Below are 22,223 nucleotides of genomic sequence, written 5' to 3'. Positions count from 1 at the left end.
GCTGCCATACCGCTGTTTTGGCGATCAACAGCCGATGCTGCAGCCGCATCTTTGCGGACAAAGCAACAACCCATCAACTTTTCTGACTATATTGCGATGCAACTTTGAGGTAGAAGCGCGCTTCGCCGATCACGGCAATTTGAATACGGCCTCGCGCGCACCCATATCGGCGACGCGCCCCAAGTAGAAGATGCGGCCTGGCCGAACCCCGCGCACTGGAAAAAATGACGATGCCGAAATTCAGGTTTCACAAGCTTGCAGCCATTGTTGTGCTCATCGGGTTCGCCGGCTGGATGGCGACAGGCGAATTCTCGTCCGTCGGCAGCGCGTCCGCCGACAACAAGCCCAAGGCAGGAGAGGTCGAGCAGCCCAAGGCAGCCGACGCAGGCAAGCCCCAAACTGGCAAACAGGGGGCTGCCAAGCCGGGGACTGCCGAGGCGGAACAGCCCAAGGCGCCGTTACGCACGGTCGCGGTCATAACCCCGCCGCGGCGCACCTATGCACGCGCTATCCGCATTTCCGGACTGACCGAAGCCGATAAGCGCGCCGTCCTGGCGACACGCGTCGCCGGCGTCATCGACAAGCTGCCGGTCAAGCAGGGTCAGCACGTCAAGACCGGCGACCTCATCCTGATGCTTGCCGCCGAGGAAAAGATCTCGGCGGTCGACAACGCCAAGCAGCTTGTCGTGCAACGTGAGGCCGAGCTGGCTGCGGCCCTGCGGCTGATGAAAACCGGCAATCTGCCCAAGCTGCAGCTCGATACGGCCCGTTCCAACCTGACGCTGGCCAAGTCGCAACTGGACGCAGCGCAAGCCGAGCTCGACCGCAACGAGGTGAAGGCGCCCTTCGACGGCGTCATCGACCGGGTGCCGGTGGAGCTTGGCAGTTCCGTCATGCAGGGCGGCGAGGTGGCGACCATTCTCAAGCTCGATCCGGTGATCGCACGCGGCGAAGTCAGCGAACGCGATCTCGGCTATCTGAAGATCGGTGACGAAGCCAATGTGCGCCTGGTCAGTGGCCAGACCGTCAAGGGTACGGTGCGCTACATCAGCCGGGATGCATCTTCGGCAACCCGTACCTTTCGGGTTGAAGTCGCTATCCCCAATGCCGATGGGTCCGTACCGGCCGGCATGACGGCAGAAATTGCGCTCAGCGCCCAGCCGACCGACGCCGTGATGCTGCCGCGATCGGTGGTGACGCTCGGCGACAAGGGCGACCTCGGCATCCGCGCCGTCGACAAGGGCGACAAGGTCGTGTTCTTCCCGATCGATCTAGTCGACGACACGCCAACCGGCCTGGTGCTCGGCGGCATTGCGGCCGACGCCCGCATTATCGTCGCCGGCCAGGAGCTGGTGAAGGAAGGCGAGGTGGTCAAGCCGGTCGCAGCCGACCAGGCGACCATTCAAAAGCTGTTGGGCGAAGCGACGGCCGGGACGCAGTAATCATGGACATCGTCAAACTTGCTATCAGCAATGCCCGGCTGACCATTGCGGTCCTGGTCTTTCTCATCCTTGCCGGTGCGGTCGCCTACCAGTCGACGCCGAAGGAAGCGGAACCGGATGTTCCGATTCCGATGATGTATGTCAGCCTGATCTACCAGGGCATCTCGCCGGAAGACTCCGAGCGCCTCCTGCTGCGGCCGATGGAAGCCAAGCTGAAGAGCCTGAAAGGCCTCAAGGAGATGCGCTCGGCCGCCTTCCAGGGCGGCGGTTATGTGCTGGTCGAATTCCAGCCACAGACGGATCTCGCCACCGCGCTGCAGGACACGCGCAGCAAGGTGCAGGACGGCAAGGCCGACCTGCCGCAAGCGGCTGAGGAGCCCGTGGTCTCCGAGGTCAACATCTCCGAGTTCCCCGTCCTGGTCGTGACGCTGTCGGGCGAGGTGCCCGAGCGCGTGCTGACGGCGGCGGCGCGCGAGCTGCGCGACCGCATCGAGGAAGTGCCTGGCGTGCTCGAGGGCTCGCTGCAGGGTGCGCGCGACGACCTCGTCGAAGTTGTCATCGATCCGATGAAGCTGTCTTCCTACGGGCTGCAGCTCGACCAGTTGATCGGTGCGGTCGGCGCTTCCAACAGTCTTGTCGCCGCCGGCAACATCGAAGGATCCGAGGGCAAATACGCGGTCAAGGTGCCCTCGCTTATCGAGACGCCAGAGGATGTGGCGGCGCTGCCGGTCGTCGCCGGCCCCAATGCGGTGGTGCAGGCCAAGGACATTGCCACCATCCGCTCCACATTCAAGGACGCCGAGACGGTCACCCGCCTCGACGGCAAGCCGGCGATCGCCATCGAGGTGAAGAAGCGCATCGGCTCCAACCTGATCGATACGATTGGCAAGGTCAGGGAGGTGTCCGACGCCTTCATCAAGACGATGCCGGAGGGCATGCACGTCACCTACACGCAAGACAAGTCCGTCTTCGTGAACCAGTTGCTCGGCGACCTGCAGAACCACGTGATGATCGCCGTCATCCTGGTGTTCATCGTCATTCTCTACGCGCTGTCTGGCCGTGCCTCGCTGCTGATCGGATTGGCCATCCCCTCGTCCTTCCTGATCGGCATCCTGTTGCTGGCAATGATGGGCTACACGATCAACATGATCGTGCTGTTCAGCCTCATCCTGGCGGTCGGCATGCTGGTCGACGACGCCATCATCGTCACCGAATTCGCCGAGCGACGCATGAGCGAGGGCATGCCGAAGGAGCAAGCGTTCGCGCTTGCCGCCAAGCGCATGGCCGGCCCGGTCATCGCGGCGACGATGACGCGCATTGCCGCCTTCTCGCCGCTGTTGTTCTGGCCGGGCATTATCGGCGACTTCATGAAATACATGCCGATCACGCTGATCGTGACGCTCTCGGCCTCGATGCTCTATGCGCTGGTCTTCGCGCCGACGCTGGGCGCGATATTTGCCAAGGCGCCGGCCCATCACCCCGACGACAATCGCGACGGCTGGTACATGGCCGTGGTCAAGCAGGCGGTGCATTATCCCATCACCGTGCTTGTCCTCACTGTGGCGCTGTTGTTCGGCGTCGGCTACGCCTATTCGAAATTCGGTGCCGGCGTCGAATTCTTCCCGAATGTCGAGCCTGACTACGGCCTGCTCTATGTCCACGCCCGCGGCAATCTTTCGCTTGCCGAAATGGACGCGGCCACCAAGACCGCGGAAAATCGACTGCTCGGTTGGCCGGGCGTGAAGTCTGTCTATACCCGTGTCGGCAAGACGCAGGGCGGCGGCCAGGATGTTCCGGAAGACGTGGTTGGCGTGATCCAGTACGAATTCGTCGACTGGCGCGAGCGTAAATCGGCGAACTCAATCCTGGACGAACTGCGCGGCGTTATGGCCGGCATTCCCGGTGTCGACGTCGAGGTTCGCGTGCCGGAAGCCGGCCCGCCTACCGGCAAGCCGATCCAGATCAGGCTTTCGGCCGTCGATCCGAAGGGCCTTGACGACAAGGCCCGCGCCGTCGCCGCGCGCATAGCCAAGGTGCCCGGCGTCATCGATATTTCCGACGGCCTGGCGCCGCCCGGCGTCGACTGGGCGCTCGAGGTCGATCGCGCCAAGGCGGCGCAGTACGGCATCAGCCCGACTGCGGTCGGAACGGTGGTGCAACTGGTGACCAACGGGCTGAAGCTCAGCGAATACCGGCCCGCTGGCGCCGACGATGCAGTCGACATCAGGCTGCGCCTGCCCGAGGATCGGCGCACGCTGTCGACGCTCGACGAACTCAGGGTGCAGACCGCTCAAGGCTCGGTGCCGATCTCGAACTTCGTCGTGCGCAAGCCGGAGCCGACGGTCGGTATCCTCAACCGCATCGACGGTGCGCGAACGGTCGTCGTCCAGGCCAACGTCGCTGCCGGCGCCCAGGTGGCTGCCGTCCAGCAGGAGGTCACCAAAGCTGTCGCCGACATGAACCTCGGCAGCGGCATTCGCTGGAAGCTTGCCGGTTCGAATGAGGACAGCGCAGAGGCCGGTGCCTTCCTCAGCAAAGCCTTCGGTGCGGCGATCTTCCTGATCTTCATCGTGCTTCTGGCGCAGTTCAACAAGTTCACCAGCGTCTGGCTGGTGCTGTCCTGCGTGGTCATGGCGACGATCGGCGTGTTCCTCGGGCTGCTGCTGACGGGAGAGGCATTCGGCATCGTCATGTCGGGCATCGGTGTCATCGCGCTGGCCGGGGTGGTGGTGAACAACAACATCGTGCTGATCGACACCTATGACCGGTTGCGCGAAGAGGGCTGGGACAAATACGAAGCCGTTCTGCAGACCTGCCGCGAACGTGCCCGTCCGGTGGTGCTGACGGCGGTGTCGGCGATCCTCGGCGTGCTGCCGATTGCTTTCGGCCTCGGCCTCGAAATCTTCCATCACGAGACGACGATCAACGCGCCGTCGACGCAATGGTGGATTTCGCTGTCTTCGGCGATCGTCTTCGGGCTGTCCTTCGCCACCGTGCTGACGCTGGTGGTGACGCCGTCGATGCTGATGGTGTTTACTCGCGCCAAGGTCAAACCCGGTGCGCGTCGTGGCTGGTTCAGTCGCCTGTTGGGGCGTCGAAAGGCCGAAATCCCGTCGAAAGGCCTGGACGCCGATCTGGGTGCCGAACCGGCGATCGCCTTCCCGAAGGCCGCCGAATAGAGTCCGGATCGCCATCCTGATCAAGCAAAGGCCGCCCGGGAACAATGGGCGGCCTTCTGCATTGTTCCGTCATTGCAACCTCAAAGCGAGGATTTTCTGATGACGATCAGCACCATTCTCATCATTATCCTTATTCTTATTCTGATCGGCGCGGTTCCGGCATGGCCGCATTCCCGGTCCTGGGGTTACGGACCATCCGGCATCGTCGGCGTCATCCTGATCGTTGTCCTGGTGCTGCTGTTAATGGGCCGGATCTGAGCGCAACCTTCCTCCCGAACAGCGGCGGATGACCATCAGGCCATCCGCCTTTTTTAAGTTCCTTGTTGGGCAGCTTTTTGCGTCGTCTTGATCGTGGCGATGCCGATATCCTCAAGCGCTTCCGACACTGCATCTTCCAGCGGCGTGTGCGGGATCGTACCGATAACGCTTTCCAGCCTGCCCGAAACCAGCCGGTGCGGCTCGAAGCGGAGATAGGACATCGAAACGATCTCGCGCCACATCGCCACGAACGGGCTGCCGGCGCGCAGCACCCACCACGGCATCGACGTCAGCTTCAGCGTGCGTCCGAGCGCCTTCTCCGCGGCCGCCTTGATGTCCAGATCGGTCACCGCATGGCCAGGAAAGTTCAGCGCCTCGTAGGAGCCGAGCTTGTCGAGACTGTCAGCCAGCCCGACGAAGGCCTTGGCCAAGTCGCGCAGATAGGCCCATTCATGCACGAGATCGACCGGCCCTGGGGCGGTATAGACGCCCTTGGTCATCTTGGCGGCAACAACCAGATCGAACCACGATCCGCTGCCGGTACCACCGAAGAAATCACCGGCGCGCAGCAAGATCGTGCGCACCCGACCCGCGTCGGCCTCGCGGCGAAACAGATCTTCCATGGCGACGCGGATGCGGCCCTTTTCCGTCGTCGGGCGAAACGGCGTGTCTTCGGCGATCACCGCCGGCATCTGCGAACCGTAATTGTAGACGGTGCCCGGGAAGAGATGCAGCGCGCCGTTCGCCCGGCAGGCAGCCATCACATTCTCGGCCATCGGCAGGCATTTGCTCCAGTCGGTGTAGAGCGGGTTGAGGCCGTTGAAAATGATATCGACGCCTTCGGTCGCGCGGATCAGCGCAGCACGGTCGAGCGCGTCGCCGGCGATCGCCGTAGCGCCTTTGAGCTCGGCCGGCACCTTGCCGCTGCGGGTGACAGCGCGGACATCGTAGCCGGCATCGAGGAAGGCCATGGCGACCGTGCGGCCGAGGCGGCCATTGGCGCCGAGAATTGCGATCGTGGTCATTGTTCGTCTCCGTGTTGCGTTACGACCCCAATATTGTATCTTCGCAAACGAATGAAAATTGACTATGATTGGCGATATGATATTCAATTTTGAATGGATATTGACTGGAACCTGATCAAGAGTTTCGTCACCGTGGCGGAGACCGGCAGCCTGTCGGCCGCCGCGCGAAAACTTGCCGCGAGCCAGCCGACGCTCGGCCGCCACATCACCGAGCTGGAACAGGCGCTCGGTGTCACGCTCTTCCGGCGCGGGCGGCGTGGCTACGCGCTCACGGAAGCGGGCAGCACGCTCTTTGAACGGGGCCGCGCGGTGAGCGAGCAGGCGAGCGCCTTTTCGCTGCTGGCGCTGGGATCGGTCGAGGCGATCGAGGGTACGGTGCGCATTGCCGCCAGCGAAGTGGTGGCGGCCTATGTGCTGCCGGAAATCACAGCGAGGCTTGGGTTCGAGGAGCCGGGCATCGAGGTCGAGATCGTCGCCTCGAACCAGGTCGAGAATCTGCTGCGTCGCGACGCCGATATCGCCATTCGCATGGTCAAGCCGGCGCAGAATGAGCTGGTCGCGCGCAAGGTGACCGACATTCCGCTCCGCGCCTGCGCGGCAAAATCCTATCTGGACCGGCGTGGCCGTCCGCGCGAGGCCCGCGATCTTGCCGGCCATGATCTGGTCGGCTTCGACCGCAGCGATGAGATCATTCGCGGCTTTGCCCAGTTCGGCGTCCCGCTCGCCCGCAATGCCTTCCGCTTCAGGACCGATAATCAGATCGTGCTGTGGGAAGCGGTGCGGGCGGGAAACGGCATCGGCTTTGGCCAGGAGCCGCTCGCCGACCGTGATCCGCTGGTCGAGACAGTGCTGCCGGGTCTCCCGCTGCCGACGCTGCCGGTGTGGCTGGCCATGCACCGCGACGTGCGTACCAGCGTGCGCATCCGCCGCGTCGCGGATTTCCTCTACGAAGAGTTCAAGCGCTATTCAGCCGGTGCAGGCTCGGCAGCGAATTCGGCGCGGTGAGCGAGGCCGGCCATCAACAGCACGACGACCAGCAGCCCGGAGAGTGCGACGAAGATCGGGCCGAAGCTCGAGTGCTCGGCGACGAAGCCGATCGCCGACGGCGCCACCAGAATGCCTGAGTAACCCATTGTTGTGACGACGCTCATGCCTGTGCCGGACGCCATGCCCTCCTGGTTGCCGCCGGCCGAAAAAATGATCGGCACCATGTTGGCAATGCCGAGGCCGCAAAAGGCGAAGGCGGCAATGGCCAGCCAAGGCGAGGGAGCCAGCCCGGCCACCAGCATGCCGGCAGCAGCGGCAAGGGCCGAGGCGCGCAATGTCGTAACGGCACCGAAACGGTTGCGGACGCCATCGCCGAGAAAGCGCATGATGGCCATGACTCCGGAAAAGGCGGCATAGGCCAGGCCTGCGATGGCAAGATCGGCGCCGAGCTCCTGCCTGAGATACAGCGCCGCCCAGTCGAGTACCGCACCTTCGGAGATCATCGTCAGCAGCGCCATCAGCCCAACCAGATAGACCAGCGGGTTTGCTGGCAGCGCGAATTTGTGATGCTCGGCGACTGGGTGCTTGTCCTCGGCGATCAGGTAGCGGATCGCGACGGCGATGACGGCAAAGGCAAGAGCCGTCACCACTGTCGCATGGGCGAGGTGACCGTAGTTCTGGATGGCGAAACCGCCCAAAGCGCCGCCAGCGAAACCGCCAAGACTCCAGAAGCCGTGCGAGGACGACATGATGGCACGGGACAGCCGCCGTTCGACTGCCACTGCGTTGGCATTCATGGCGACGTCCATGCCGCCGATCGAACCGCCGAAGATGAACATGGCGACGGCCGCAAGGGGCACGTTGGGGGCCAGAGCCACAACCAAAAGGCCGAAGCTGCCGGCAAGTCCGAACCAGCGCAGCACCGTGCGCGAGCCATGCTTCGAGATCAGATGGCCGCACCAGGTCATGGCAGTGACGGCGCCGGCACCGAACAACAGAATCAGCAAGCCGAGCGTGAACTTCGAAATGTCGAGTCGCGTCAGGAACACCGGGATCTGCGGCGCCCAACTGCCGGTCAGGAAGCCGTTGGAGAGGAAGATGCCGGCCACTGCCCAGCGTCCACGAATCGCGATCTGCGTGATTTTCTGCGCGTCCATCGGGTAGAATCCGGTCCGGAAATGGCGTTGCGCGGCAAATTAGATCGATTCAATTCACAGTCAAGCGCTCTTCGCCGAAAGTGCTTGGACCAGACGCTACGTCCTCTCGCGTCGGCCAACCACCTCGGCGGTCCACTCCGAAATCCCTACGACTCGGGATAAGGCGCGCCATCTTTGTGCACAAACCGGCCGTCAGCGTTGGTGCTCATCATGTCGATGTCGGAGCAGGTGGCGACGTCGTCGGGCCAGCGCGAACCGACTTCGAGATAGATCGCCATCGCGCCCGATTTATTGATCATGTGATGGCCGTTGCCTGATCCTTTCGGAAAGGCCGCGCAATCACCGGCGCGCAGCACCGTCTCGCCGGCATCTTCGACGAGCGTCAGCTCGCCTTCAAGCACGTAGACGAATTCGTCTTCGTGCGAATGCCAGTGGCGCTGGCTCGACCAGTTGCCCGGCGGCAGGCGCATGAGATTGATGCCGAAGTCGGTGAGCCCGCCTGCGTTGCCTAGCCGCTGCCGCACGCGTTCGGCACAGGGTGCATCGAACGGCGGTGGATAGGATGAGCCCTTGCGTCCGGGCACGTCGGCAACGTCAATCTTAGGCACGGCGTCCTCCCCTAGTGATCCCTAGGGCGTCTTGCCTCGAACTCGGCCTTCTTGGCGTCGGAGGCTTCGACCTGGTTCAGTGCCTGCCACTCGGCATAGGGCATGCCGTAGATGATTTCGCGCGACCGGTCCTTGCTGAGTTCGACACCTTCGGCTTGCGCCGCGTCGCGGTACCAGTTGGACAGGCAGTTGCGGCAGAAGCCGGCGAGGTTCATCAGGTCGATGTTCTGTACGTCGGAACGCTCGCGCAGATGCGCGACCAGCCGGCGGAAGGCAGCGGCTTCGAAATCGCGCTTTTGTTCTTCGCTGAGTTCGGTCATGTCATGTTGGCCTCCCTTGGGCCTCATCATACCGGCCCGGTGCGCGAGCCGAATATTTTCACCGCATGTATATCGGCACGTCGATCTATCGCGTCAACGATCGGCGCCAGCCGTTCGGCCCAGGCGAGGGCACCCTTGCGGTCGGCGATCAGGTCCTGGCGGACCTCGAGCAGCGCATGGGCAAAGCCGTTGACGATGGCATGCCTGAACATGGTATCGCCGCGCAGTGCGCCGTCATAGGGTTCGTTGTCGCCGACGATGAGGCTCTTGTCCTCGGCGAGCATGTCGATCAGCGGCCGCGCAACGCGGTCGTCCAGGTCCCACAATATGCCGGCGTGCCACGGCCGCACGAATCCCTGCATGGTCGGTGTGAAGGAATGCACCGAAAAGATGAAGGGTGCCCGCGCGGATGCTCGCGCCACAGAGGCGATCATGGCGCCGACGGCATCATGATAGGGGCGGTAAAAGCGGTCCAGCCGCCTTTCGCGCTCCTCCGGGGCCATGGGATAATTTCCCGGGATGACGGTGCCGTCATAGAGCTGGCGAATCAGCGTTGGATCGTCTTCGCCGCGATTGGGGTCGATCAGCAGTCGCGAAAAATTGGCAAGCACCGCCGGAACGCCGAGCAGACTTGCGAGTTCGCGGGTTACAGTCTCGACGCCGATGTCGTAGGCGATGTGGCGGTCGAACTCCGCCGCCGGCAGGCCGAGACTGCCATACTCCTCCGGCAGGTCGCGGCGGGCGTGATCGGCCAGAAGCACCATGCCGCGCTTGCGATCGCCTTCGACGATATCGAAAGGCGCGAAAACTGTGGATCGGGTCATTGGCGGGAAAGGTCTGTTCGCTGGCTTTCGGGGAGGTGGTATCGTCATTCCACGAAGAGAACGCTTGCGCAATGCCGTTGTTTGGCCACGGTTTCTGCCAAAAAAATGAGCAGGGGCGACCGCAAGCGCGCCAGAGCCTTCTAAATCGATTGGAATTGGACAGATCGGCGCGTTGACATGCGTACGGACTTTTCCGAAAAGGGGCGTTGAGAGATGCAAATGTGGTTCTTGAGGGGTTTCAGGATGGGTTTCGCCGGCAGGCTGCGTGTGCGCCACGCCTTGGCCATGCCGCTCCTGGTACCGGCCATGGGTCTTTTCGCGGTGATTTCGGCCTCGCCGGCACGGGCCGATTTCCGGGTCTGCAACGCCACGCAGAACCTGGTCGGTGTCGGCATCGGCTATCGCGCCAAAGCCGGCTGGATCACCGAAGGCTGGTGGCACATCGAAGGATCGAGCTGCAAGACGCTGATCGAGGGACCGTTGTCATCAAGGTTTTACTATCTTTATGCAGAAGACGCCGAGCGCGGCGGACGCTGGGATGGCCCGATCAACATGTGCGTGGCCGAAAAAGAGTTCAAGATCGCCGGCGTTACCGATTGCGTCGCCCGGGGCTTTCAGCGCGCCGGATTCCAGGAATATGACACGGGCGAGCAGGCAAGCTGGATGGTCCAGCTGACTGACGAGCCCGCAACGGATGGCGCTCCAGCCGCCCCGGGAACAAACAGTCAATGAGACGCAGCCGCAAGGTCAAGATCCTCGCCACCATCGGTCCGGCCTCCTCGTCCGAGGAGATGCTGAAGAAGCTGTTCGAAGCCGGCGCCGACGTGTTCCGCATCAATATGAGCCACACCGACCATGAATTGATGCGTACGCTTGTCGGCCGCATTCGTGCCGTCGAGGAGGCGGTCGGCCGGCCGATCGGCGTTCTCGCCGACCTGCAAGGGCCAAAGCTGCGCGTCGGCAAGTTCGCCAACGGCAAAGAGGTGCTGACCGCCGGTCAGACCTTCACGCTCGACGACAATGCCGAGCCCGGCAATTCGACGAGGGTCTACCTGCCGCATCCCGAAATCCTGCGTTCGGTCGAGGCTGGTCATCGCCTGCTGATCGACGACGGCAAGCTCGAGCTCAAGGCGGTCAGCAGCAACGGCAAGGCGATCGTCTGCACCGTCGTCGCCGGCACCACCATTTCCGACAAGAAGGGCGTCAGCCTGCCCGACACCGACCTGCCGGTCGGCGCGCTGACGGAAAAGGACCGCCGGGATCTCGACGCGGTTCTGGCGACCGGCGTCGACTGGGTGGCGCTGTCCTTCGTGCAGCGGCCCGAGGACCTGGCCGAAGCGCGCAAGATCGCACGCGGCCGGGCGCTGATCATGGCCAAGATCGAAAAGCCGCAGGCCGTCGCCCGGCTGGCCGAGATCATCGAGCTTTCGGATGCGCTGATGGTCGCCCGCGGCGATCTCGGCGTCGAGATGCCTCTCGAAGCCGTGCCTGGCATTCAGAAGCAGATTACCCGCGCCGCGCGCCGTGCCGGCAAGCCGGTGGTGATCGCCACGCAGATGCTGGAATCGATGATCACCGCGCCGGTGCCGACGCGGGCCGAGGTGTCGGACGTGTCGATCGCCGTGTTTGAAGGCGCCGACGCGATCATGCTTTCGGCGGAGTCCGCCGCCGGCGCCTATCCGGTCGAGGCGGTGGCGATGATGAACCGGATCGCCACCAAGGTCGAAACCGACCCGACCTATGCCGGAATTATCAACGCGCAGCGCTCGGAACCGGAAGCGACCGGAGCCGACGCGATTTCGCTCGCCGCCCGCGAAATAGCCGAGACGCTGAAGCTGTCGGCGATCATCACCTATACCGCGTCCGGCACGACCGGCTTGCGCGCCGCGCGCGAGCGGCCGCAAGTGCCGATCGTGGCGCTGTCGCCGATCCTCAACACGGCGCGGCGGCTGTCGCTGTTGTGGGGCACGCATTGCGTCGTTTCCCCCGACGCCAGCGACCTCGACGACATGGTCGACCGCGCCTGCCGCATCGCCTTCGATGAAGGTTTCGGCAAGCCGGGCGACCGCGTCATCATCACGGCCGGCGTGCCGCTGAGGACGCCGGGCTCGACCAACATGTTGCGCATCGCCTATGTCGGATCGGAAGTCGGCCGCTAATGTCGGCCGCGGCTGCCGGATAGGCCGGCTGCATGGCGCGTCGTAAACACGGCGCCAGCCGGGCGCATCGACGGCAGTCGGGTTAGGATAGACGCCGAACTCCGCCAGCTTGCATCAGCCTGTGACCGGTTCAGGAGTAGGGGAGTAGGGCGCATGTGTGCCACAGTGCAATCTGCACCTCTCACATACTACCTTACTACCTTACTCCCCTATTCCCCTACTCCCTTACTGGTCTCAAATGCCTTCGCCGGCAAGCTCCTCGGAAAGTGCGGCGACCTGGTCCTGGGCGCTGCGCATCATTGGGTAGATGCCGAGCACGCGCTGCCAGGCCTCAAGTGCCGACTGCTTGTGGCCGGTTTCGGCCATGATCTGAGCCAGGCCCGAAAGCGCGCCGAAATGGCGTGGTTCGAGCTGCAGGGTGCGGTCGATGTCCGCCATCGACTTCCCGTAGTTCTTCATTATGAAATGAACAGTGGCGCGCCGGTTCCAGCCTTCCGCATAGGTCGGCTGCAAAGTCACCACCTGATCGAGGAAATCGAGTGCAACATCGAATTTCTGGTTTTCGATCGCCTTCTGCGACCATTGCATCATCAGGTCGATAGAGGCGCTGCCCGACTGGGACCACTCGCTGCCGATCCGTCCGGCGATGCGCTCGGCCGCCTTTTCATTGCGTTCGCGTTTGAGATCGGCAAACAGCTGATCGAGCCGCGCCTGTTTCGTCTTGACGACCGGAGGTGCTGTCGGCGGAGTTGTGGTCGGATCTTCAGCCCACGCCGGCAGCGAGACAGCGCCGGAAACGAGGAAAGCCGTGAAAAATGCAAAAAGAATCCGCATCGCGGGAATCTAGCCCCCGACGCCGGATCGTCAAACTGAATTTAGCGTGAGAGTCGTATCATGCGAACGGAGGCGCGCAGCCTCCGTCGAAAACTCAACCCTGGCGCGCCTTGTAGCGCGGCGCGGTCTTGTTGATGATGTAGATGCGGCCCTTGCGACGAACCAGCTGGTTGTCGCGGTGACGCGCCTTCAACGCCTTGAGCGAATTCTTGATTTTCATGGTCTTGCCCGTCGGTCTGGGCCCGGTCACGGGCCGAATTATTAAGGCGCGCCCACAGACGCGCCTTTGAACTGTGCGTGGCTCATAGACGAGGAGCGTTGCCCGTGTCAACCGCAAGCGCGTTGCCTAAACGATACGGACCGTTTCGTATCATCAAATATCCGCCACTGGCGTCTTGCGGCGTTGCGCAGGGTTGAGACGGCTGGAATGATGCGGTTGCGAATTGGAGATCGTCATGCGCCGAATTCTTGTGTCCGCCTGTCTTGTCGTCCTCGCGGCAGGTTCTGTTGCCTATGCGCAGGAATGCGACCGCAACGACGACAGCCAGCAGATGATGAACATCTGCGCCGACGCGGACTACAAATCCGCCGACGCCAAGCTCAACAAGGCCTACCAGGATCTCATCGGCGGAAGTGACGCAAAAGCCAGGAAGCTGTTGCAGACGGCGCAGCGCGCCTGGATCGCTTTTCGCGACGCGGAATGCAGCTATTCCGCCGCGGACAGCGAAGGCGGCTCGATCTATCCGATGCTGATATCGGAATGCCTGACGCGGCTGACCGACGATCGCACCAAGCAGCTCACCGCCGATTCGACCTGCGCGGAAGGCGATGTGAGCTGCGCCAGCCCCGACGAGGACGAGAGCGGCGAAATCCAGTAAGCGTAGGTTCTAACTTTGTGTTTGAGCATGATCTTTTCCGAAATCCGGATTCCACTTTTCGCTAGCGCGGACCTTCGGTTCGGGATCATGCTCTAGCTGCGGCGGCTCACGCGCGTAAAATGGCCCATCTTGCGGCCGGGCCGCGCCTCGGCCTTGCCATAGAGGTGCAGCATCAGATCGGGCTCGGCGAGCAGCTCAGGAGCGCGCCTGACATCGTCGCCGATCAGGTTTTCCATGACGCAGTCGAACTGCCGGGCGGGATTTCCCAGCGGCAGGCCGGCGACGGCGCGGATGTGCTGCTCGAATTGCGAGATGGTGCAGGCGGCCTCCGTCCAGTGGCCGGAATTGTGGACGCGCGGCGCTATCTCGTTGGCCAACAGCGAACCGTCGGCAAGGACAAAGAATTCGACGCCGATGACGCCGACATAGTCGAGCGCTGCAAGGATCTCTGCCGCCGCCGTTTGAGCCGCAGCCGCCGTCTCGGATTTTACTCCGGCCGGCAGCGTCGAGCTGTGAAGAATACCGTTGCGATGGACATTCCACGCTGGATCGTAGGCGGCGAGCGAGCCGTCGCTGCCGCGCGCGGCGATCACCGAAATCTCGCGCTCGAAGGTGACGAAGGATTCCAGGATCAACGGCACGTTGCCCATCGCCTCGCAAGTGCCGGCAAAGCCGCCTGTTTCCATGTTGCGGAAGACACGCTGGCCCTTGCCGTCATAGCCCATGCGGCGCGTCTTCAATATGCCGCTGCCGTTGAACTGTTTCAGCGCAGCCGTCAGTTCCTGGTCATTGTCGACGGGGCTGAAATCCGCGGTCGGTATGCCGATGCCGTTGAGGAATTTCTTTTCCGCCAGCCGGTCCTGCGCCACTTCCAGTGCGCGTGCCGGCGGATAGACCGGCACCGTAGAGGCAAGTGCCGCGGCGGCCGCGACCGGTACGTTCTCGAATTCATAAGTAACGACGGCACTGGCCGCAGCCAGCTCGCTAAGCGCGGCCGCGTCGTCATAGGCGGCGACGATCTGCCGGTTGGCGACCTGTGCCGCCGGGCAATCCGGCTGCGGCTCCAGCACGACGATGCGGTAGCCGAGGCGGGCCGCGGCCATCGCCAGCATGCGGCCAAGCTGGCCGCCGCCGATGATGCCGATGCTCGATCCCGCCGGCAGGCTCACGGCGCGTCCGTGGGCTCGGCGGCCACCTTGGCGGTCTGCGCGGCGCGCCAGCTATCCAGCCGGGCGGCGAGCTTTTCGTCGCTCAGCGCCAGCACCGCGGCGGCCAGAAGTGCAGCGTTGGCAGCGCCGGCCTTGCCGATGGCCAAAGTGCCGACCGGAATGCCGGCCGGCATCTGCACGATTGATAGCAGCGAGTCCTGGCCCGACAGCGTCTTTGATTCCACCGGCACGCCGAACACCGGCAGCGGCGTCATCGCCGCCGTCATGCCGGGCAGATGCGCCGCACCGCCGGCACCGGCGATGATCACCTTGTAGCCGGCCGCCTTGGCGCCCTTGGCGAAGTCATAGAGCCGGTCGGGCGTGCGGTGGGCCGAGACGATCAGGCGCTTGTGCGGAATTCCAAGCGCCTCAAGCGTTTCGGCGGCGTGGCGCATCGTCGCCCAATCGGACTGGCTGCCCATGATGATGGCGACGTCGGCGCGATGATCGTCCAAGCTTCTGCTCCCCGGCGGCAAAGGCGCGCATTAGCGGAAATCGAGGGGAGCCGCAAGGATGGCCGCAAACGGCAAAGCGGCTTGTGACGTTTCTGTCGCTCCGCAAATGGATAGGGGCGGTCTGTCATGGGGCGGCCGCTGCTCGGAAGCGGTTGACGAAGTCGTCGAGTTCAGGCCGTTCGGTATCGGAAATCGCCCAGTACGAAAAGGCACTGTCGCTCCAGTGGACCAGCGAGAAGCCACCGGCAGAAAGATCGACCGGTCCGGCTGTCGAGCCGGTTTCCTCGGGCGCGGCGACCAGAGTGATCAGGTGCTCGCGGTGCCTGTAGACCAGTGCCGGCACTGGCTGGTCGGCGATCACCTCGACCCGGCCGCCGAGCAACGCGAAGCCGTCACTGGCAAGGTCAGGTGCCGGCGGCGACAGGCCGACCCTGCCATCCAGCCAGGGTTTGACCGTGTGCCGGTCCGACGAGACGACGTCCACGGGGCTGGCTGCCAGCAGGCTGCGGCGATGGCCGCTGGCGACCGCGGCGGCAAAGCTGTCGGGCGCCCTGCTCAGCATCATCCATTGCGTCGCGCCGCTGGCCAGCACGGCGGTAACGATGATCGACGCCGCCAGCGCGCGCCAGTCGAACGCGCCAAATTGGTGCACCGCTCTGTGTGCCGGCGGCACTCGAGCGGCGGGCGCCGGCGCCGGCAGCACTTTCTCCGTACCGGCTGTCCCGATTGCAGCGATGCGAGCCTTGAAATCCTCACGGACATCGAGCCTCGGCAGCCCGCTGACGACCGTCTGCAGCGCAGCGATGCGGGCATGCTCGGCGGCGAGCGCCGGATCGGCCGCGATGCGTCGCTCGACAGCCAATGCTGCTGCTGCGTCGAGCTCGCCATCGACCAAGGCATGGATCATCAGCTCCACGCCCGCCGGGTCATCGGGCAGTCCATCGTTGTGCGCGCTCATGGCGCCCTCCCAAGTTGGGATATCAGCAGACCGCGCGCCCTCGCCAGCCGCGACATCACCGTGCCTAGCGGCACGCCAAGCAGCGTCGCGATCTCGCGATAGCTGAGGCCGTTGATGTCGCGCAGCACCACAGTCTCGCGAAATTGGTGCGGCAGCGCGGCGATCGCCGCCTCGAGTGCGGCCGCGTCGGCCTTGGCGATCAGGCTTGCCTCAGGACTATCCGTATCCGGCAGGCCGGCGCCATATGCAGCCGTCATGTCATCGAGGTCGCTCAGGTCGCCGACGGCGACGATACTGCGCGGCCGGTTGCGCGCCAGCCAGGAGTAAGAGGCGTTGCGCACGATCGCCAGCAGCCAGGCGCGCGCATTGCCGCCGGCATAGCCGGCGATGCCCGCATGCGCCTTCAAACAGGCCTCCTGCACCACATCCTCCGCGTCGGCGGCGTTGCCGGTCAGCCAGCGGGCAAGCGCAAGCGCATCCGCGAGATGGGGCAGAACCACCTCGCGAAAGCGCTCGGTCGCGGCCTCTTGGTTCAACACCGTCGCATCGCCCGGCATCCCGGACAGAACCTTCCGAAAATCCTCACGGAGCGACGGTGATCCTGCCCTGCATGTGCGGGTGAAGCCCGCAGAAATAGGCATAGTCGCCCACTTTGGTGAAGGTGAAGGCATATGTGTCACCGGTGTCAAGCGCCTTGGAGCGAAACGAGGCATCGTTGGCGACCACCAGATGCGGGATGTCGTCGTCATTCTCGAAGGTCACGGTAGTGCCCTGCTTTACCGTCAGCACCGCCGGTGTGAAGGCAAAGTTCTCGATCTTGACCATTGGCTGGTCTGCTGCGTTCAGTGGCATGGCAACCATTATCAGGATCGCCGCCAAACCGAACGTGACAGGGGATACGACCAAGACGCGGGATGGGAAGCGGATCATCGCATTTCCCCTCAGGCCAGCGTGCTGTCGATGATGGCGAGGTCCTGCCCGCCTTGCTTGACTGTCACGCTGCTTGTGCCGAGCAGGCTGCGCAACTGGCCGGCAGGTACCGTCATCGGCCCGGGTGAGGCTGCGGTGCCCGGCGCCGGTTGCGGGAAAGCGGTCGAGCGCGCGGTATGAAAGGTAACGTTGCCTTCGACCTTCTGCATGATCTGGTGGATATGGCCGTTGAGTACGGTGACAGAGCCGAAGCGCTTGAGCAGGGCCAAGGCCTGCGCCGCGTCGTCGGTGCCCCAGCCCCATTCGGGATAAACAGCCCATAGCGGGATGTGGGCAAAGACGACGATTGGCGTCGAGGCGGTGACCGCCTTCAGATCATCGGCCAACCATGCCAACTGGTCGGCGCCGAGATTGCCCAGCCCGCCAGCCTTCAGGTTGACGACGTTGACCAGGCCGATGAAATGGACGCCGTTCTGGTCGAACGAATACCAGCCAGCGCCCTTGGTGCCCTTGCCGTAGCGGTCGAGATAGGCCTGGCCATTGCCGTCATCGATCAGGTCGTGCTCACCGGGCACATAATGCACGTCGAAGCCTGCGCCGCCGATGATCTGGGCAGCGTTGTCGAACTGCGCGGCTTTCGACAAATGGGTGATGTCGCCGGTGTGGATCATGAAGGCGGGCTTTTGCGGCAACGCCTGGATCTTGCCGATGGCCTCCTTCAGCGTGTCGATGGCGTGCGGGTTGGCAGCCTTGTCGAAGCCGATGTGGCTGTCGGAGATCTGGAGGAAAGTGAAGCCGGTGGCCAAGGCCTCGGCGGCTTGCGACGCACCGAGCAGGCTGAGCGAAACCGGCACGCCGGCCGAAATTGTCCACAGCACTCCCGTGCCGGCCCAGATCATGCATTCCAGTGCATGACGGCGGCTGATGCCGTCAGCTTCATTGTCGTGGTGGTGGGTCATACCGGTCTCCTGCACGCCGGAAATGGCGTCTGTTTGGGAGACCAATGGGCGGGGTGGTTTATTCCGCCCGAAGACTAAAAGTTCATTCACACTGCCGTGATGGCGCACTGGCCCGATGCGAAGCCGGCGCTGGAAGGCACTGGCTCGACCACGCTCTGGCGATGTCTAGTCCGGCCAGCGCAGTGCTCCGGCGGACTGCTTGCGAGCGGGTTTCATCGCATCCGCGGGCCGATCGGCAGCACTCAACACCGCTCGCAGGCGTTCGGCAACGATCTCCGCCTCGCCGGGATGGAGATTGCACGGATCAAGGAAGAAGTGACCGCGCTCGACCTCGTGGTTGCGCACGATCACGGGCGGCGAACCCGCCGCAAGCGCCGAGGCGAGGCCGGCGGCGGTGAAGCGGCTTTCCGGCGCAACAAACACCTGCAGGCGGTCGAGAGGATTTCCGGTCGGATCTGGAATGATACGTGCCTCGATGCCAGGCAGGCCCTGCAATGCGGTTTGCCACAGATGCAGTGCGGCGTCTTCCCGCTGGCGAATGCCGGCATGGTCGCGCCGCTCCCAGGCTTCCAGGGCCGCCATAGTGCCGGCAATGCTCTCCTTGCCGACCTTCATGGCGCGCGCAACGCCCCGGTTCTGAAGATAGGCGGCCCGTACCAGATCCTTGCGGCCGGCAACGATGCCGCTTGTCGGCCCTGAGAGAAATTTGTGCCCGCTGTAGACAACAATGTCGGCGCCGCGCGCCAGAAAGCCACGCAAATCGTATTCCGAGGCGGCGTCGACGATCACCGGCACGCCCTTGGCGTGGCAAATCTCGCAGAACTCCTCAAGCGAGAGCATGCCGTATTGCACGGTGTGGTGCGCAACGACGTAGAGGGCTGCCGCCGTCCGGTCCCGGATCGCCTCGGCAACATGATAATCCTGGGTGACGCTGACCGTGCCGGCAGGCACTGCCTTGGCTCCGGCAAGCCGGATCGACTGGTCGATCGGCGCGCCATAATTGACGATGTGACCAAGCTGAACGATGACCTCCGATTTGAGGCCCTCGGTGTCGTCCGGCAGCCGCTCGATCGCAAGAAGGCTGGTCCCGGTCATCGCGCCGGCAATCGCCATTGTTATGCCGCTGGCGCAGCATGCGGTGATGAAGCCGGCCTCGCCGCCGGTAAGGCGTGCAATCACCCTACTTGCGGCGCGCTGCAGATCGTCCATCTCGACCCATTGCGAGGCCATTTCCGACATTGCGGCAATCGCTTCTGGCACGATGATCGAAGCACCGAGTGCCGTCATCGTGCCGGAGACATTGATGATTGGGCGAAGGCCAAGCCGTTCGCGGATTGTCGTGTTGGAACGGTCAGCGGCATAGGTCGTCATCTCTGTAGATCCTGTTTAAGATTTCAGGCGGCGATCTCGACGACCGCCTCGATTTCAACTGTGATGTTGCCCGGCAGCGAGCCGACACCGATCGCGGAACGGGCATGTCCGCCAAGCGTATCAAAGACGGCCGCGAAAAGATCGGAACAGCCGTTCACCACCTTGGGGTGCTCGCCGAATGTCGGCGTCGCATTGACAAAGCCAAGCAGCTTGACGACGCGCACGATGCGGCCGAGGTCGCCGGCCGCCGCATGCATGACGGCGAGCAGGTTCAGGCCGGTCAGACGCGCATGCCCGTAAGCCTCTTCAACGCTGACATCCTCTCCGACCTTGCCGGTGCAGAGCGCGCCATCGGCGCGCAACGGCCCCTGGCCGGAGAGGAAGATCAGCCGTCCGCTCTCGGCATAGGTGACGAAGTTGGCGATGGGCTTCGGCGGCTCGGGCAGTGTCAGGCCCAATTCCGCGAGCCGGATGTAAGGCGTCATAAAAGCTCCTTGCGACAGCTTTCGCCGTCCGATGTCAAAAATGCGAGGCGCGAAACCGCGCCAGGAAACTGCGAAGGCGTTCATTGTCGAACCCCGCCGCCAGAATCTCGGCGGGTGGTCCGACGGCACTGACGCCGCCATCCGCCATGAAAACGATGCGGCTCGATGCGTCGCGCGCAAAAGCCATTTCATGCGTGACCATCAGCATCGTCATGCCGTCTTCGGCGAGGCTGCGCACGACCTCGAGCACCTCGCCAACCAGTTCGGGGTCGAGCGCCGAGGTTATCTCGTCGAGAAGCAATATCTTCGGCTCCATCGCCACGGCGCGGGCGATGCCGACGCGCTGCTGCTGGCCGCCGGAAAGCTCGGCCGGCAGACTGTCGGCTTTGTGGGCGAGGCCTACGCGGCCGAGCCAGTGCTCGGCAATGGTGCGGGCCTCGGCATTGCTCTTGCCGCGCACCTTGCGCAGGCCAAGCATGATGTTGCCGGCCGCAGTCAAATGCGGAAACAGATTGAAGCTCTGGAACACCATTCCGGTCTCGGCTCGCATCGCCGCCAGGTCGCGCTCGCTGCGTCGCTGGCGTGTTCCCGTCTCGCGATAGCCGACTTCTTTGCCGTCGATACGGATCGAGCCGCTGTCGTAGCTCTCCAGGAAATTGACGCAGCGCAGTAGCGTGGTCTTGCCGCTGCCGGAGGGGCCGATGATAGTCACGACCTCGCCGCGTGTCACTTGCAGGCTGACGGAGCGCAGGACCTCGACGGATCCAAAGGCTTTGGAAACCTCGGTGACATCGAGAAGTGCCGGATTCTGGTGCGAGGCGTTGGACATCGTGCTATTCCCGGATGAAGGAGAAACGCCGCTCCAGGCGCCGGCTGGCCAAGGAGAGGGCGTAGTTGACGGCGAAGTAGACGAGCGCACCGAGAATGTAGAGTGGCATCGCCTCATAGGTGCGGCCGATGACCTGGTTGATTGCCTGCATGAGGTCGGTGATGCCGAGCAGCGAGACCAGCGCGCTGCCCTTCACCGCGTCGGTGACGCCATTGATCCAGGGTGGCAGGAAGCGCCTGAACGCCTGCGGAAAAATGACGTAGACCAGCCGCTGGCGAAAGGTCAGTCCGATCGCCATCGCCGCCTCGGACTGACCCTTGGGAATCGAGCCGACGGCGCCCCTGAGATACTCGACGACTTGTGCGGTCTTGAAGAGGGTGAGGGCGAACACGGCCGCCCAAAAGGATTCCAGATGCAGCCCCACCGCGGGCAGGCCGTAATAGACGAAGAAGATCAGCACCAGGATCGGAATGCCGCGTATGGTGTCGCTGAAGATGCGCACTGCCCAGCGCAGCGGAAAAGGACCATAGACAAGGCCGACGCCCATCAGCACGCCGGCGATGAGCGATAACACCACGACCAGCAGCGACACCCACAAGGTTACGGCAAAGCCTTCGGCGAGGAACGGCAAGGCGTAGATGATCTGGCTCAGCATGTCAGCGCGCCGCCTTGAACCGGCGCTCGACGAGCCGCAGCGCGAAAAGCAGCGTGTAGCCGGTCAACAGGTACATTGCCGTCACCACCAGATAGACTTCGACAATGCGGAACGTGTTGAAGTTGATCCACTGGGCGCCATAGGTGAGTTCGGGTACCGAGATGACCGACGCCACGGACGTATCCTTGAAGAGCGATATGAATGTGTTGGAAAGCGCCGGCAGGGTTATGCGCAGCATCGTCGGCAGGCGCACATCGAGCAGCCTTTGCCATGGCGTCAGGCCGATTGCCTTGCCGGCGTCGAGTTGACCGCGCGGCACCGCCTCGAGCCCCGAGCGAAACACCTCGACCAGGTAGGCGCCGCTGTAGAGCGACAGCGTGGCAATGAATGAGGTTTGCGCGCTGTAGGCAATGTCGACCACCGTCGGCAAGCCGTAGAAGACCAGATAGACGAGCAGGATCAGCGGCACGTTGCGGATGAACTCGACATACCCCGCGATGATGGTCCGCACCGCACGTCCGGCCGACACGTACCAGACCGCCAGAACGAGCCCGATGACGATGCCGATCGCGATCGAGATGACGGCCAGTTCGAGGCTTAGCAGCAGTCCGCCCCAGAGCTTGTCGAAATGCCGCCAGATAAGGTTGAAGTTGAGAGTATAACCCATGCGTCCTCGTCATGGAGGGCTGTGATGAGAGAAGG

25 protein-coding genes are annotated in these 22,223 nt (G+C 63.5%); 7 read left to right on the top strand and 18 right to left on the bottom strand.

Going from position 1 to position 22,223, the window contains the following annotated elements:
• Positions 1–230 precede the first annotated feature (230 nt).
• From NKI52_RS01505 to NKI52_RS01495, 3 genes are all read left to right on the top strand, one after another.
• The gene (locus tag NKI52_RS01505) at positions 231–1,442 is read left to right on the top strand and encodes an efflux RND transporter periplasmic adaptor subunit (RefSeq protein ID WP_352696840.1); all 1,212 of its coding nucleotides are present in this window, start codon (positions 231–233) and stop codon (positions 1,440–1,442) included.
• 2 nt (positions 1,443–1,444) lie between these two features.
• A complete protein-coding gene (locus NKI52_RS01500; protein WP_023678455.1) occupies positions 1,445–4,621 on the top strand; it encodes an efflux RND transporter permease subunit in 3,177 nt (1,058 codons plus the stop codon).
• 99 nt (positions 4,622–4,720) lie between these two features.
• Positions 4,721–4,879 (top strand): DUF3309 family protein, encoded by a 159-nt coding sequence (locus NKI52_RS01495; RefSeq protein ID WP_023678456.1) that lies wholly within the window; start codon positions 4,721–4,723, stop codon positions 4,877–4,879.
• Between the two features lie 53 nt (positions 4,880–4,932).
• Here the strand turns inward: NKI52_RS01495 and NKI52_RS01490 are convergent, their stop codons facing one another.
• Positions 4,933–5,904, bottom strand: coding sequence for an SDR family oxidoreductase (locus NKI52_RS01490; RefSeq protein ID WP_352572005.1), 972 nt, complete (start codon positions 5,902–5,904; stop codon positions 4,933–4,935).
• A gap of 93 nt (positions 5,905–5,997) precedes the next feature.
• On the opposite strand from NKI52_RS01490, the gene NKI52_RS01485 reads away from it, so the two are divergent.
• Positions 5,998–6,909: a LysR family transcriptional regulator gene (locus NKI52_RS01485; protein ID WP_352572004.1), complete on the top strand. Its 912-nt coding sequence runs from the start codon at positions 5,998–6,000 to the stop codon at positions 6,907–6,909.
• On the opposite strand, the gene NKI52_RS01480 is transcribed toward NKI52_RS01485, so the two are convergent.
• The 4 genes from NKI52_RS01480 to NKI52_RS01465 form a co-directional block, all read right to left on the bottom strand.
• Positions 6,867–8,048: an MFS transporter gene (locus tag NKI52_RS01480; protein WP_352572003.1), complete on the bottom strand. Its 1,182-nt coding sequence runs from the start codon at positions 8,046–8,048 to the stop codon at positions 6,867–6,869. The genes NKI52_RS01485 and NKI52_RS01480 overlap by 43 nt on opposite strands.
• A 146-nt stretch (positions 8,049–8,194) precedes the next feature.
• Positions 8,195–8,656, bottom strand: a complete 462-nt coding sequence (locus NKI52_RS01475) for a cupin domain-containing protein (protein WP_352589896.1) — start codon at positions 8,654–8,656, stop codon at positions 8,195–8,197.
• 11 nt (positions 8,657–8,667) lie between these two features.
• Positions 8,668–8,976: a DUF1244 domain-containing protein gene (locus tag NKI52_RS01470; protein WP_352589894.1), complete on the bottom strand. Its 309-nt coding sequence runs from the start codon at positions 8,974–8,976 to the stop codon at positions 8,668–8,670.
• Positions 8,977–9,002: 26 nt separating this feature from the next.
• Entirely contained in the window at positions 9,003–9,800 is a 798-nt protein-coding gene (locus NKI52_RS01465; RefSeq protein WP_352572000.1) for an N-formylglutamate amidohydrolase, read from the bottom strand.
• A 285-nt stretch (positions 9,801–10,085) separates the two neighbouring features.
• On the opposite strand from NKI52_RS01465, the gene NKI52_RS01460 reads away from it, so the two are divergent.
• Both NKI52_RS01460 and pyk read left to right on the top strand, forming a co-directional pair.
• Positions 10,086–10,532, top strand: coding sequence for a DUF1036 domain-containing protein (locus NKI52_RS01460; RefSeq protein ID WP_502894514.1), 447 nt, complete (start codon positions 10,086–10,088; stop codon positions 10,530–10,532).
• Entirely contained in the window at positions 10,529–11,959 is a 1,431-nt protein-coding gene (pyk, locus tag NKI52_RS01455; RefSeq protein WP_023678464.1) for a pyruvate kinase, read from the top strand. Before NKI52_RS01460 ends, pyk begins: the two co-directional genes overlap by 4 nt.
• A 234-nt stretch (positions 11,960–12,193) precedes the next feature.
• On the opposite strand, the gene NKI52_RS01450 is transcribed toward pyk, so the two are convergent.
• Both NKI52_RS01450 and ykgO read right to left on the bottom strand, forming a co-directional pair.
• Complete coding sequence (locus NKI52_RS01450) at positions 12,194–12,793, bottom strand: tetratricopeptide repeat protein (protein ID WP_023678465.1); 600 nt, start codon at positions 12,791–12,793, stop codon at positions 12,194–12,196.
• 94 nt (positions 12,794–12,887) lie between these two features.
• Positions 12,888–13,013, bottom strand: coding sequence for a type B 50S ribosomal protein L36 (gene ykgO / locus NKI52_RS01445; RefSeq protein WP_006203764.1), 126 nt, complete (start codon positions 13,011–13,013; stop codon positions 12,888–12,890).
• Positions 13,014–13,248: 235 nt separating this feature from the next.
• Here ykgO and NKI52_RS01440 point away from each other — a divergent pair, with 235 nt between their 5' ends.
• Complete coding sequence (locus NKI52_RS01440) at positions 13,249–13,671, top strand: lysozyme inhibitor LprI family protein (RefSeq protein WP_352454859.1); 423 nt, start codon at positions 13,249–13,251, stop codon at positions 13,669–13,671.
• Positions 13,672–13,763: 92 nt separating this feature from the next.
• Here the strand turns inward: NKI52_RS01440 and NKI52_RS01435 are convergent, their stop codons facing one another.
• The 11 genes from NKI52_RS01435 to NKI52_RS01385 form a co-directional block, all read right to left on the bottom strand.
• Positions 13,764–14,840 carry a 5-(carboxyamino)imidazole ribonucleotide synthase gene (locus tag NKI52_RS01435; protein WP_352696837.1) on the bottom strand — a complete coding sequence of 359 codons (1,077 nt, stop codon included), beginning with the start codon at positions 14,838–14,840 and terminating at the stop codon, positions 13,764–13,766.
• Positions 14,837–15,334: a 5-(carboxyamino)imidazole ribonucleotide mutase gene (purE, locus tag NKI52_RS01430; RefSeq protein ID WP_023678468.1), complete on the bottom strand. Its 498-nt coding sequence runs from the start codon at positions 15,332–15,334 to the stop codon at positions 14,837–14,839. Before purE ends, NKI52_RS01435 begins: the two co-directional genes overlap by 4 nt.
• Before the next feature lie 124 nt (positions 15,335–15,458).
• Complete coding sequence (locus NKI52_RS01425; protein ID WP_352696836.1) at positions 15,459–16,292, bottom strand: anti-sigma factor family protein; 834 nt, start codon at positions 16,290–16,292, stop codon at positions 15,459–15,461.
• Positions 16,289–16,849 carry a sigma-70 family RNA polymerase sigma factor gene (locus NKI52_RS01420; protein WP_051406172.1) on the bottom strand — a complete coding sequence of 187 codons (561 nt, stop codon included), beginning with the start codon at positions 16,847–16,849 and terminating at the stop codon, positions 16,289–16,291. The genes NKI52_RS01425 and NKI52_RS01420 overlap by 4 nt, the downstream gene beginning before the upstream one ends.
• A gap of 25 nt (positions 16,850–16,874) precedes the next feature.
• The gene (locus tag NKI52_RS01415; RefSeq protein ID WP_023678471.1) at positions 16,875–17,222 is read right to left on the bottom strand and encodes a cupredoxin domain-containing protein; all 348 of its coding nucleotides are present in this window, start codon (positions 17,220–17,222) and stop codon (positions 16,875–16,877) included.
• A gap of 11 nt (positions 17,223–17,233) precedes the next feature.
• A complete protein-coding gene (locus tag NKI52_RS01410; protein ID WP_023678472.1) occupies positions 17,234–18,181 on the bottom strand; it encodes a metallophosphoesterase family protein in 948 nt (315 codons plus the stop codon).
• A 165-nt stretch (positions 18,182–18,346) separates the two neighbouring features.
• A complete protein-coding gene (locus tag NKI52_RS01405; RefSeq protein ID WP_031212142.1) occupies positions 18,347–19,552 on the bottom strand; it encodes an aminotransferase class V-fold PLP-dependent enzyme in 1,206 nt (401 codons plus the stop codon).
• 23 nt (positions 19,553–19,575) lie between these two features.
• Positions 19,576–20,037: a RidA family protein gene (locus NKI52_RS01400; protein WP_352574784.1), complete on the bottom strand. Its 462-nt coding sequence runs from the start codon at positions 20,035–20,037 to the stop codon at positions 19,576–19,578.
• 34 nt (positions 20,038–20,071) lie between these two features.
• Positions 20,072–20,866: an amino acid ABC transporter ATP-binding protein gene (locus NKI52_RS01395; protein WP_023678475.1), complete on the bottom strand. Its 795-nt coding sequence runs from the start codon at positions 20,864–20,866 to the stop codon at positions 20,072–20,074.
• Positions 20,867–20,870: 4 nt separating this feature from the next.
• The gene (locus NKI52_RS01390) at positions 20,871–21,521 is read right to left on the bottom strand and encodes an amino acid ABC transporter permease (protein ID WP_023678476.1); all 651 of its coding nucleotides are present in this window, start codon (positions 21,519–21,521) and stop codon (positions 20,871–20,873) included.
• A 1-nt stretch (position 21,522) separates the two neighbouring features.
• Positions 21,523–22,188 carry an amino acid ABC transporter permease gene (locus tag NKI52_RS01385; protein ID WP_023678477.1) on the bottom strand — a complete coding sequence of 222 codons (666 nt, stop codon included), beginning with the start codon at positions 22,186–22,188 and terminating at the stop codon, positions 21,523–21,525.
• Positions 22,189–22,223: the final 35 nt, after the last annotated feature.

The organism is Mesorhizobium sp. M0590 (genome assembly GCF_040320905.1).
In the GTDB taxonomy this organism is placed as follows: domain Bacteria; phylum Pseudomonadota; class Alphaproteobacteria; order Rhizobiales; family Rhizobiaceae; genus Mesorhizobium.
The sequence above is the reverse complement of the archived record's forward strand: the minus strand, read 5'-3'. Positions and strand labels throughout refer to the sequence as shown.